Here is a 12,039-nt window from a genome sequence, read left to right as displayed (position 1 = left end):
CGCAGGAACTGCCAGCAAGACGGCGCCCCGTCTCTATTCCCCACCGGCCTAAGGTCAGTCGGCTTGACCCGGCCGCGCGAGGTCAGCGGCCTCCGCGCGCAGGTCCCAGAAGGTAGACAAAGAGGCACTTAAACGCAGAAAAACTTCCGTCACCTGGGGGTCGAACTGGCGGCCCGCCTGGGCGGCAATTTCAGCGCAGGCGGCCTGGGTGGTCCAGGCGTGTTTGTAAGGGCGCTCGCTGGTCAGGGCGTCGTAGACATCGCAGATGGCAAAAATACGGGCCAGCAGCGGAATCTGCTCGCCGGCCAGCCCCTCGGGATAGCCCTGACCGTCCCAGCGCTCGTGGTGGGAACAGATGACCCGCAGGGCACCGGCCGACAGGGAGGGAATGTGGGCGGCAAAGGACGCCCCGGTCAGGGCGTGGCTCTGCATGACCCGCCACTCCTCTGGAGTCAGGCGGCTCGGCTTGAGCAGGATGCGATCTGGAATGGACAGCTTGCCGATGTCATGCAGGTAGGCCCCCTGACGCAGCTGATCCAGCGTCTCGCCTTCCAGGCCCAGCGCCTGCCCCAGCCGCACGCTGGCCTCGACCACCCGCCGCGTGTGGCCGTGGGTTTCCAGGTCGCGGGCTTCCAGGGCCACCCCCAGCCCCAGCAGCCCCCCTTCCAGGGTGCGGCGCACCGCCGAGACGGCCCCTTTCAGTTCCAGGGCGTGCCCCAGCCGCAGCGCCGCCAGTTCCAGCACCCGCTGCACCCGCGGCGGCATGGCCCGCCAGGTGCTGATCTGAAACAGGCCCAGCATCCCCACCACCCGGCCGCCACATTCCACCGGGGTCACCATCAGGCTGCGCAGCTGGCTGGTCCGGGCACGCCCAGCGGTGCGAGGGTCGTTGTGCAGGTCCACGCTGACCACCGTGCGCCGTTCACGCACCGCCTGAAGACCCAGGCCCGTCAGCGGATACAGCCGGCCCACCTCAAAGGTGGTGAACGCGAGCGCCGGGTCCGTCTCCTGATAGACCGACCGGAAGCTCTCGCCTTCCAGAATCGTGTAGATGGCGCCCTCAAACTGAAGCAGTTGCCGGGTCAGGCGCAGACCACGCCGGATGATGTCCTCGGGATCGGTGAGGTGGGCCAGCTCCACCGAGAAATCAAACAGCCCCCGCTCCTCACCCAGCGCCTGGGTTGAGACCTCACCTGCTCCTTTGGCCAGGTACAGGTCGTGGTCGGCCACCGTCACCGCGCGGCTGAGGTCGGCCCCGCCCCGCCACTCACTCAGGCCGTACACCACGGCGGGCTGGTCCGGCAGCGGCGTGGGCACGCGCCGGGGCAGCTCGCACAGGCGCAGGTCCAGGCCCACCAGGGACAGCCCCGGCACGACGGCCAGCAGCGTGTCTCCGTTCCAGCGCGCCAGCAGGGCAGTGGACGGCAGCGCCCGGCGCAGGTGCAGGGCGGCGGCGCGAATCAGCCGGTTGCCGGCCTTCCAGCTCCGCTCCTCGTTGATGTGCTGCAGGCTATTGACCGCCACCAGGGCCAGGGCGCCGGGGCCCGGCTGGGGCAGGGTCTCCAGGGCGGCACGCTGCCACAGCCCGGTCAAGGGATCCCGCTGACCCCGCCAGGGCAGCATCAGACACCGGCCCGGCCCAGTTGAATCGGCCGGCGGCTCCGGCGCGGCGGCCGGCTAGGGCCACACAAGACGGTCATGCTCTACAGCATCATGCGAACTGACCCACCGAATAGCTAGGGAATCACTGGAGGCGGCCCCAACCCCATACAGCGCCCGCTGCACTAGGGAAGGACCGCCTCTTCAGGTATCTCCTGTAGGGTTACCGGCCCCCGTAGTTGGGCGCCTCTTTGGTAATGGTGACACTGTGGGGGTGGCTTTCCACCAGGCTGGCCCCCGTAATCCGCACGAACTGCGCCGTGTCCCGCAGGGTCTGGAGGTCGGGCGCGCCGCAGTAGCCCATGGAACTGCGCAGGCCGCCCACGAACTGATAAATCACCTCGCCGGCCGTGCCCTTGTAGGCCACGATGCCCTCAATACCCTCGGGCACAAACTTGCGGCTGCCGCTCTGGAAATAACGGTCGGCGCTGCCCTGGTCCATCGCGCCCAGGCTGCCCATACCCCGGTAGCTCTTGTAGCGGCGGCCGTCCCGCAGAATCGTCTCGCCGGGGGACTCGTCGGTGCCGGCCAGCATGCTGCCCATCATGACCACGCTGGCGCCGGCCGCAATGGCTTTGGACACGTCGCCGGTCTGCTTGATGCCGCCGTCGGCAATCACGGGAATGCCCGCTTCTAGCGCCGCCGAGGCCGCCTCGAAGATGGCCGTGATCTGGGGCACCCCCACGCCCGTCACGACGCGGGTGGTGCAGATGGACCCAGGCCCGATCCCCACCTTGACCGCGTCGGCACCGGCCAGGATCAGGTCGCGCGCTCCGGTGCGGGTGGCCACGTTTCCGGCAATGACGTCCACGTCAAAGGTGTTCTTCACGCGCTCCAGGGCGGTCAGAATGCCCTGGCTGTGGCCGTGGGCGCTGTCCAGCACCAGCACATCGGCCCCGGCCTGCACCAGCGCGCCTGCCCGGTCCATCAGGTCGGCGCCCACGCCAATGGCGGCGGCCACGCGCAGGCGGCCCAGCGCGTCCTTGGCGGCGCGGGGATACTTGACGCGCTTGGTCAGGTCCTTGATGGTAATCAGGCCGCGCAGCTGCTCGCCGTCTACCACCAGCAGTTTTTCGATGCGGTGGCGCTTGAAAATCTCCTGGGCTTCTTCCAGGGTGGTGCCCACCGGCACCGTGACCAGGTTCTCGCTGGTCATCACGTCGCGGATGGGCGTGCTGAGGTCGTCAATAAAGCGCATGTCGCGGTTGGTGATGATGCCCAGCAGCCGGCCCGCCGGGTCCGTGACGGGCACCCCGCTGATGCGGTACTCGCCCATCAGGCGGTCTGCCTCGCCCACCGTGGCATGGGGCGGCAGCGTGATGGGATCAACGATCATGCCGCTCTCACTGCGTTTGACCTTGCGTACCATCTCGGCCTGTGCGTCAATGGGCATGTTCTTGTGCAGCACGCCAATGCCGCCTTCACGCGCCAGGGCCACCGCCATACTGGTTTCGGTGACAGTGTCCATGGCCGCCGACACGAAGGGAATATTCAGCCGCACCCGGCGCGTCAGCTGCGCCTCTAAGCTGACCTCGTGCGGCAGCACCTGAGAGTGCCGGGGCTGCAGCAGCACGTCATCGAAGGTGATGCCTTCCTGGCCAAATTTGTAGGCGAAACGGTCCTCTGTGCTGCCGGTCGCGGCAGGGGCGGGCGTGGCGGGCGCACTCATGGCGCGAGTGTACGCCCTGGCACTCGGCACCGGCCAGGGCGGTGTCCAGATTTGCTTGCGCTGGCTTCCGGGCGCATGCTACAGTCCTGGTCGCCTCTTGGGGTCGTAGCTCAGCTGGGAGAGCGCGTCGTTCGCAATGACGAGGTCAGGGGTTCGATCCCCCTCGACTCCACCAACAGACAGTCCCGCCGGCTCTAAACCGGCGGGACTGTGTTTGACCTGTGAACCTACCGCAGCACGCGGCTGTATTCCACCTGACCAGTCAGCGGAACGAGCTGAGACAGATTGACAGGAAAGCTGATCTGCTGCCCGCCTACACTCAGGAGAACGGCGGCGGGCGCCCGGCCCAGCCGCACCTGAACACCGGGAAGCTCGCTCAGGGCGGCCAGCGGCACATACACCTCGCGGGCAAAGCGCCGCACGGTGACCGGCACCCGCGCCGTGCCCACCCGCAGCGTGGCGGTGCGGGCCGTGACGTTCAGCACGGGCAAGCGCAGCGCAGCGGCCGCTTCGGTCAGGGGCAGCCACACCTGACCGGCCTCACTGCGGGCCTTACGCGCGGCGGCCTGGGCCTGCTGGGCTGGGGTCAGCACCGGGGCGGCGGGCTGGGTGGGCTGCGCCGGCTGGGAAGGAGTCGCCGGTCCAGGCTGAACGGCAGGTTGCCCAGGCTGGGGCGGTTTGGTGCCCTGGGTGGGCGCTGGCGGCTGCGCGGGCTGGGCCGGCGCCGTAGGCGTGCCGGGCGGCAGCGCCGCCAGCACCGCTGTGGCCGCCGCGCGCCGGGCCTGGGTCTGGGCCTGCAGGTCAATGGGCGTGGGCACGCGGCCCCAGGCCGAGGGGCTGGCGTGAAAAGTCGTCCACGGGCCCACAGCCAGCGGGCGCTGCTTCTGAATGATGTTCAGGCCGCCGCCGTCTGTCGTGAAATACAGACTGCCCTGGTCGCTGACGCTCAGGCCGGTGTCGATCTTCTTGCCCGTCTTGATCTGCCACAGCGCCTGCCCCGCCTTGCCCACGGCATGCACGGTGCCGCTCAGGTCCGGCACGACCACCGTGCCGTCACTCAGCTCCACTGCCGAGGCCGCGATGGCCGCCCCCGCCTTGTAGGTCCACTCGGTTTCGCCGCCTGAATTCAGGGCGTACAGCGAACCGTCGTAACTGCCCACGACGACCACACCACCACTGGTGATGATGGGGCTGGCATTGACAAAGAGGCCCGTCTGCACGCGCCATTTCAACTGACCACCGGGGGTCAAGGCGTAGATGCGGCGGTCACTGGAGCCGAAGTACACGCTGCCGTCCAGGCCGATGGCCGGGCTGCTGAACACCAGCGAGCCGGCCAGATAGGTCCATTTCAGGCGGCCGTCCGGCGTCAGGGCGTGCATGCGGTTGTTCTGGGCGCCAAAGTAGATGGTGCCGTCCGCGCCTACGGCGGGGCTGCTGAACACGGGCGCCCCTACCTTATAACTCCAGAGCGCCTTGCCCGCGCTGTCAATGGCGTGAACGGTGCCCCCGGCGGTGGCCACCACGACGCTGCCGTCGGCCCGCAGGGCGGGCGTGGCAAAGATGTCGCCGTCCAGCTTCAGTTTCCACAGCAGCTTGCCAGCCGCGTCAATGGCGTAGACCGTATCGTCGTAAGAAGCGGCAATGGTGGTGCCCTGCGGCGTCACGACTGGATAAGCGCGCCCCAGGTCCCCCATGAGAAAGGACCACTTCTCGCTGCCCTTGGCGTCGGTGCGGTGCACGCGGGCGTCTGACCCCACGAAGGTCAGGTCGCCGCTGGCGCCCACTGACACGCCAGAAATCACGCGCAGCTCTTTGAAAACATCAATTTTTGGTGCGGCGAACGTGGGGGTCCCCTGGGCAGCGGCGCCCGAGAAAACCGCCAGTGTCATCAGGGAGAGCAAGGGCAAAACGTGGCTGTTCCTCATCTAAACGTGTACTCCTTTACGGACCCTTTACGGTCAGGGATTGGCGCGAGGCGGCGTATGGACGCTGCCCAGGGTACGGCCTAAGATGCGAACTGTTATGAAGAAGATTCTCATGCTGACCGCGTTCGCCCTGGCAGGCCTGGCCGCCGCTCAGGACACCACGACGACTGACACGGCACCGGCCACCACGGAGACCACCACCGAAACCACCACGGACACGACCATGGAGACCACCACGACGACCACCGACACCATGGAAATGTCGGGCCCGATGACCATGAGCGCCAGTGATAACTTCGCCAAGGCGCAGGAATACGCGGTGCAGGCCGACGTGGCGTACCCCGTGCCCTTCTATGACCGCACGCTCTGGAAGGCCTCTGTGGATTCGGCGTACTACGCCGCCAGCATGGAAGCGGGCAACCGTGACTACAGCGCCTACCTGGCCCAGCTGTACACCAAGACCCAGTGGTGGATCAACGCCTACAACGCCTGGACCCGTCTGGGTGACCTGACCGACCAGGAAAAGCAGTGGGCTTCCCTCAGCGCGGCCAAACTGGCGTACCTGGCCCTGCAGCGCGGCGACACCACCATGGCCCGCATGTACGTGGACAAGGGCATGAGCTGGGCCGACAGCGCCAGCCTCCAGGCCATCATGCAGCGCCTGCAGTAAAGAACTCTTCTTTAGCCTTGCCCGCCCGGTGCCCAGTGTGCCGGGCGGGTGTGCTGTGACAGCCAGAAGTTCAAGGTCTCGTCAGGCGCTCTCTTCCGCGCCGGGTCTGGGCCGCCTTACCCTGAAACCATGAAACGGCTTGCGGTCTTTCTCGCCCTTGGCGGTCTGCTGAGCAGTTGTGTCCCCGCCCCCCTGCGCGCCAACCCCGACGCCGGGGTGCGCCTGAGCGCCGCGCTGGACACCCCGCCCCTGCGCCCCATCACAGGTGAATCCAACCTTTACCGGGTGCCGGGGCCCGGCGGCCTGATCGTTCAGACCGACCGCACGGCCCAGGTGACGGCGATTGTGGTGCCGCCCAGCGGCGGCGCGGCGCTCAGTGAAACGGTCACGACTGTGCCGGGCCAGGCCACCCGCCTGCCGCTGCCCCCGGCCGAGGGGTTTACCCAGGTGTTCACGGTGGCCAGTCTGGGGCCGCTGAACTTGCAGGGCGTCAGGGACGCGCGCAGCGTGAACGAGGTGGCGCGGGCGGTCGAGCAGGCCACCAGCGCGGCGCCCCGCAGCGCCTACACCGTCGCCACCACCGTTTACCGGGCCGAACGCCTGGGCAGCCTGCGCGTGACCACCAATGTGCCCGGCACTCAGCTCCGGGTGGGGGGCCGCCTGGCCGGCACCGCGCCGCTGGACCTGAATGACCTGCCACCCGGTTCCCTGGAGGTCAGTGCGGCGCGCGAGGGTTACCGTCCGGCCACGCAGCGCGTCACTGTGAGCGGGGACCGCGTCACCCAGGTTGACCTGACCCTGCGCCCGCTGGCCGGGACCCTGCGCGTACAAAGCCCCGTTGCCGCCGAGGTGAGTGTGGAGCGGCAAGTGGTGGGCGCCGCACTGCCAGGACAACCCCTGGACCTGAGCGTGCGCCCTGGCGTGCTGGCGGTCAACGTGACGCCGCGCGACCGCGCCCTGAGTGCCCAGGCCCTGCTGGTGCGGGTCAGCGACGCGCAGGTCAGCCTGGTCGAGTGTGCGCTGACGGCGGGGGCCTACACCTGCATCGTGCGCTAAGGACGGCGCGGCCCGCTCAGCTCCGTTCACCCAGGGCTGAGCGGCGACCTCCTCAGGTGCCCCAGACGCGGTGCTAGCCTGCCGGGCATGAGCGCCCCTTCCCTCCTCACGCCGGTGCTGAACGACCTGTACGCCCTTCAGGTGCCCATTCCCTACCCCATGGGCTTTGTGACGGTGCTGCTGGACGCCCCGCCGGGCGGCCCCGTCACCATGATTGACACTGCCCTGGATACCCCCGAGGCGCGGGCTGCCATTGAGGCCGGCCTGGCCGCCCTGGGGCTGCACTGGCCGGATATAGACCGCGTCGTCATCACGCACCATCACCCGGACCACTATGGCCTGGCCGGGGTGGTCGAGGAACGTAGCGGCGCCGCCGTCTTCATGCTGGATGTCGAGATTGGCCGGGGAGAACGTTACTGGCACCTGTGGGAAGAGTGGCTGCCGGGCCACATCAAACACCTGCGCGACCACGGCCTGCCGCCTGAAACTCTGGCCACCCTAGAAGCTGACAGCCGCCGCACACGTGAGCGGGTGCAGCCCGCCGGGCGCGTGCAGCCGCTGCGTGAGGGCCAGGAGGTCACGCTCTCTGGCCGCCCCTGGGAGGTGCTGTGGCTGCCCGGCCACGCTGACGGGCACCTGGGGCTCTGGAGCGAACAGGACAGCGTCCTGATTGCCGGAGACGCCATCCTGCCGCGCATCAGCCCGAATGTGGGCCTGTACGCCTACACCCGCCCTGACCCCCTGGGCGACTACCTGCAAACGTTGGGCAAACTGGAAGCCCTGAACCCGGCCCGCGCGGTGGTGGGTCACCACGGCCCGCTGATGATCGGCGTGCAGGCCCGCGCCCGCGAACTGCGCGCCCATCACCACGAGCGCCTGGACTTTATGGCGGCCCAGGCCGCCAGTGCGCCGCGCACCGCGTATGACCTGTCGCTGGCCATGTTTCCACGCGACCTGAACATCAGTGGGCGCCGCTTTGCCCTGGCCGAAACCCTGGCCCACCTCGAACATCTGCGGCTGCTGGGGCAGCTCTACCGCACCTGGCAGGAAGACCAGGGCGCCTGGGTCTACCACGCTTAAAGGAACATACGCCCTTTGTTCTTCTGGGTCAGTGCAGAAGCATGACCTTGGCTGGCCCATTTTGCCGCTTGAGGAGTCTCTTCGGCTCATTGGTGTTGTCCCTGAGCCGCGCTGCTGCGCTGAGCACGGCATCAACTTCAGCCCTGGTTACCTTCATTCGATTGCTGTAGGGCTGAACAGCGGCGTGGGCCACAACACCGCCTGACGCACAGCTCGTTCGTGCCCCAGATGCCTCTGACCGCTCCGGCTGACCGTGCGCACCTGACCATGACCCAGCGCAGGGGCGCTCTATACTCCGGCGCATGACAGCTTCAACGGAACTGCGGCGCATCATGACGGCGCTGCAACAGAGTGGTCTGACCGTCGAAGCGGTCGAGGACGGCGCTCTGGTGCAGGACGGTGAGACGCGCGTGGCCCTGTTTGCCGAGGCCGACCCGCAGGGCGGCGTGGTGGTGCGCCTGCACCTTGACCTTGACCTGTATGTCGAGGAAGATAGCCTCCCAGACATCCTGATGGGCATGAACCTGCTCAACCAGGGCCTGGATTACGGCGCCCTGAACCTGGACCCCGTGGATGAAGATGACCTGGACGAGGGCGCGCCGCTGACCTTTGCCGTGCTGGGCCGGAGCGTGCTGTGGCTGCCCGACCTGGGCGCCCCCGAACTGGACCGCCTGCGCGAACATCTGCGCCGCTTTGAGCGCGAGGTCACGGACGCCGTGGAACGGACGCTGCACGGCAGCAAGGGCATCAGCGCGTAGTACGCCTTCCGCTGAGTTGAAGCACAGCAAGGAAAGGCACCTCTGCGCTTCCATCTCGTGGCAATCCGTACCCTCTCCTGTTCGCCCTGCTGCGCGGCTTTCCAAGTCCGCTCGGATTCCACCCGGCAGTTTGCTTGAGAAGGGTCGGGGTCCGTATCAGAACCAAACGAAAGCGCCCCTGGCTGATTTGCCGGGGCGCCCTTGCCCGTTGGGCTTTAGTCCATCGCCAGCGCGAGGTCGTTCTGGGCCACGTTGGCTCCCACGCCGCGCAGGCGGTCGGCCAGGCGCTCGTACCCCCGGTTGAGGTACTGCACGCCGTCAATGACGGTCTCGCCCTCGCAGGTCAGGCCGGCGATGAACAGGGCGGCACCAGCACGCAGGTCGGCAGCCTTGACCGGCGCGGCGCGCAGCGGTCCACCCTGAATCACCTGGGTGTAGCCGCTGACGGTGATGTTGGCCCCCATCCGGTGCAGTTCGGCCACATGGGTCAGGCGGTCGGGATACACCGGGTCCTGCACCACGCTGGTGCCGGCGACGGTCGCCAGCAGGGCGCTCATCTGCGGCTGAAGGTCGGTGGGAAAGCCGGGGTAGCTCTGGGTGGTGATATTGACCGGCTTCAGGTCGCGGCCGCGCGCGTCCACCACCAGGCTGGTGCCGCTTTCCAGAATCTCCACGCCCATTTCCTGCAACTTGCCGGTGACGGCGCGCAGGTGCTCCGGGCGCACGTTGGTCACCGTCAGGCGGCTGCGGGTGGCTGCCGCCAGCATCATGAACGTGCCGGCCTCGATACGGTCGGGAATCACCGTGTATTCGCCGCCGCGCAGGCTGGGCACGCCCCGGATGGTCAGGATATTGGTGCCCGCGCCCTGAATATCGGCGCCCATGCTGTTCAGGAAGCCCACCAGTTCCACGACATCGGTGTCAATCGAGGCGTTTTCCAGCGTGACCACGCCGTCACCCAGCACGCTCGCCAGGATGGCGTTGTGGGTGCCGCCCACCGTCAGCAGCTCGAAAATGAAGTGACCGCTCAGGCTCCCGCTGCGCCGGGCGTCAAAGTTGCCGGCGTCTTCGGTGATCTCGGCGCCCAGCGCCCGCAGCGCCTTGACGTGCTGGTCCACTGGGCGCGGGCCCCAGGCGCAGCCGCCCGGCATAGACACCGTGGCCTGTCCAGCGCGTGCCAGAATGGCGCCCAGCACGATAAAACTGGCGCGCATCTTGCTCACCAGGGCGTAGGGCGCGTCGGTGTTCAGAATCTCGGGGGTGTGCAGTTCCAGGGTGTTGTCGCCGGCCCAGACGTGCTGGGTGCCCAGGTGCGCCAGCAGTTCCAGAATGGTGTGAACGTCGCTCAGGCGCGGCACGCCGTGCAGCGTGACCTTTTCGCGGCTCAGGAGGCTGGCAACAATAATGGGCAGCGCGGCATTCTTGCTGCCCTGAACGGCGATTTCGCCGCGCAGTTCGCGGCCTCCCTGAAGGTGCAGTGGGGTCAATTGCATGGGTGGGGTCATCCTTGGGTGGGAGAAGTCGCGGACCAGCGCCGAGAGGCGTGCGCAGTACTGGTGCATGTTACACATCTACCTCAACGTGTGTCCAGAGCGACCATACAGGCTGGGCCTGCCCGGCGGATGAGGCGGGCCATGCGCCGGCGCTGACCATGAGGCTCATGTTGAGGCGCCTCACCGTGCGTGATACGCTGCCGCTGCGAAGCCCGCCCCAGCACTTCACTTTCTGCCGGTGAGCAGGTGTCCGCGTCCCACTCTTCAGGAGAGTCATGCCCAAGAAGGAACGCAAACGGTTGCAGGTGGTGATTAGCGACGAGCAGGACGCTCTGCTGACCCGCACCGCTTACGAACTGTCCAGCCCCGAACGACTGATTAGCAAAAGTGAAGTGGTGCGCCTGGCCATCGAGAAAATTGCCCGCGAACTGGGTGAGGGCGAGAACATCGAGGAATACCGGGCCATTCTAGAGACCGAAGACCTGAGTGACGAGCCTTAAGGGCGTCTAAGTCTCACTTGTATCTGGTGAAGCCAGGCAGATTGACCGAAGTTCGTCTAAGCCCATTCGGTGAACGGCAAAACATAAGGATTTATAGGGCGGCCAGGCCAGAGCAGGCCGCCTTTTCCATTGATCGGTCAGGGACGAGCGGATGCCAGTGGGGCGTCCAGAATCCGGCGGCCTTGCAGAAAACGCGGGGCCCAGTACCGGTCGGTCAGCAAGCTGTCCACCGTGACGCGGCCCTGATAGCTGTTGGCACTGACAAACTGATCGTCTCCCAGGTAGATGCCCACATGCGACACACGGCCGCCGCCTTCGGTGTCAAAAAACACCAGGTCGCCGGGTTGCAGGTCGCTGGAGGCCACGGCAGTCCCCACGCGCGCCTGCTCGGCGCTGGTGCGCGGCAGGGCAAAACCCAGAGGCGTAAAGACCTGCAGCACAAAGCCGCTGCAATCGGTGCCGGTGCGGGTCGTGCCGCCGTACGCATAGGGAGTGTCCAGCAGGGCCAGCGCGGCGCGGCGCCACTCGGGGAGCGGGAAAGGGGATGACAGGGCTGGCGGGTCCACCAGCGCCGGGGCCGCTACTACGTCATGTCCCGGCTCGCCGGGTAGGCCAGCGCGGGGCATGGGTGCGCCGGGCTGCACGGTCGGCGCGGCGGGGACAGGGGCACCCGGCAAGAACGGCGAGCCGCCGATGCCAGAGACGCCTGGGCCCGCCGCCGGAGCAGGACTGGCTGACGCCAGCGGCAATTTCAGCACCTGCCCGGCCTTCAGCGTGGCGCCGACGGGCAGGGCGTTCGCTGCCAGCAGGCTGTCCACTGTGACCCCATAGCGGCGGGCCAGGGCATACAGGGTGTCGCCGGGTTGCACCAGATGGGCCTGACTGGCCAGGGCCGGCGCGGCGCTGATCTGGGTGGGCAGTGCCTGCGCCGACAGCAGGGGCGGCGGCGTTAGCGCAGGCGCCTCTGGAGGCCGCAGGCGCAGCACCTGCCCCACCTTCAGGGCGGAACTGCTCAGGTTGTTCAGGGTTAGTAGGGCGTCCAGGGTCAGGCCCGCGCGGCGCGCGAGGCCATAAGCCGTGTCTCCTGCCTGCACTGTGACGCTGGCCTGACCGCGCAGGTCGGCGCTGCCAGTTCCCTGCGCCTGGGCCCCAGCGCCCAGCAGCAAGCCCGCCAGCAGGGCGGCGCGCAGGGCAGGCAAGGGACAGGAAGGCAGGCTCATCAGGTCAGG

Annotated in this window: 10 protein-coding genes and 1 tRNA gene; 6 read left to right on the top strand and 5 right to left on the bottom strand. The window is 67.6% G+C overall.

Going from position 1 to position 12,039, the window contains the following annotated elements; translation table 11 throughout:
* Positions 1-54 precede the first annotated feature (54 nt).
* Complete coding sequence (locus K7W42_RS10765) at positions 55-1,623, bottom strand: HD domain-containing phosphohydrolase (protein WP_224574550.1); 1,569 nt, start codon at positions 1,621-1,623, stop codon at positions 55-57.
* 199 nt (positions 1,624-1,822) lie between these two features.
* On the bottom strand, positions 1,823-3,328 hold the full coding sequence (guaB, locus tag K7W42_RS10760; protein WP_224574548.1) for an IMP dehydrogenase: 1,506 nt from the start codon (positions 3,326-3,328) through the stop codon (positions 1,823-1,825).
* Between the two features lie 99 nt (positions 3,329-3,427).
* Here guaB and K7W42_RS10755 point away from each other — a divergent pair.
* Positions 3,428-3,503 (top strand) — tRNA-Ala (locus K7W42_RS10755).
* Between the two features lie 52 nt (positions 3,504-3,555).
* Here K7W42_RS10755 and K7W42_RS10750 read toward each other — a convergent pair.
* Positions 3,556-5,217: an outer membrane protein assembly factor BamB family protein gene (locus tag K7W42_RS10750; RefSeq protein ID WP_224574546.1), complete on the bottom strand. Its 1,662-nt coding sequence runs from the start codon at positions 5,215-5,217 to the stop codon at positions 3,556-3,558.
* A 133-nt stretch (positions 5,218-5,350) separates the two neighbouring features.
* On the opposite strand from K7W42_RS10750, the gene K7W42_RS10745 reads away from it, so the two are divergent.
* The 4 genes from K7W42_RS10745 (at position 5,351) to K7W42_RS10730 (ending at position 8,817) form a co-directional block, all read left to right on the top strand.
* Complete coding sequence (locus tag K7W42_RS10745) at positions 5,351-5,923, top strand: hypothetical protein (RefSeq protein WP_224574544.1); 573 nt, start codon at positions 5,351-5,353, stop codon at positions 5,921-5,923.
* Positions 5,924-6,052: 129 nt separating this feature from the next.
* On the top strand, positions 6,053-6,979 hold the full coding sequence (locus K7W42_RS10740; protein ID WP_224574542.1) for a PEGA domain-containing protein: 927 nt from the start codon (positions 6,053-6,055) through the stop codon (positions 6,977-6,979).
* An 87-nt stretch (positions 6,980-7,066) separates the two neighbouring features.
* Positions 7,067-8,059 carry an MBL fold metallo-hydrolase gene (locus tag K7W42_RS10735; protein ID WP_224574540.1) on the top strand — a complete coding sequence of 331 codons (993 nt, stop codon included), beginning with the start codon at positions 7,067-7,069 and terminating at the stop codon, positions 8,057-8,059.
* A gap of 302 nt (positions 8,060-8,361) precedes the next feature.
* Complete coding sequence (locus tag K7W42_RS10730) at positions 8,362-8,817, top strand: hypothetical protein (protein WP_157458755.1); 456 nt, start codon at positions 8,362-8,364, stop codon at positions 8,815-8,817.
* A 215-nt stretch (positions 8,818-9,032) separates the two neighbouring features.
* Here the strand turns inward: K7W42_RS10730 and murA are convergent, their stop codons facing one another.
* Complete coding sequence (gene murA / locus K7W42_RS10725) at positions 9,033-10,310, bottom strand: UDP-N-acetylglucosamine 1-carboxyvinyltransferase (protein WP_157458756.1); 1,278 nt, start codon at positions 10,308-10,310, stop codon at positions 9,033-9,035.
* Positions 10,311-10,585: 275 nt separating this feature from the next.
* Here murA and K7W42_RS10720 point away from each other — a divergent pair, with 275 nt between their 5' ends.
* Positions 10,586-10,810 carry a transcriptional regulator gene (locus K7W42_RS10720; protein WP_157458757.1) on the top strand — a complete coding sequence of 75 codons (225 nt, stop codon included), beginning with the start codon at positions 10,586-10,588 and terminating at the stop codon, positions 10,808-10,810.
* Between the two features lie 137 nt (positions 10,811-10,947).
* Here K7W42_RS10720 and K7W42_RS10715 read toward each other — a convergent pair whose 3' ends face one another.
* Positions 10,948-12,030: a C40 family peptidase gene (locus K7W42_RS10715; protein WP_224574539.1), complete on the bottom strand. Its 1,083-nt coding sequence runs from the start codon at positions 12,028-12,030 to the stop codon at positions 10,948-10,950.
* Positions 12,031-12,039: the final 9 nt, after the last annotated feature.

The organism is Deinococcus betulae, from assembly GCF_020166395.1.
GTDB classification, from domain to species: Bacteria; Deinococcota; Deinococci; order Deinococcales; family Deinococcaceae; genus Deinococcus; species Deinococcus betulae.
Note: the sequence above shows the minus strand (reverse complement) of the source record. Positions and strands in the feature narration are given on the sequence as shown.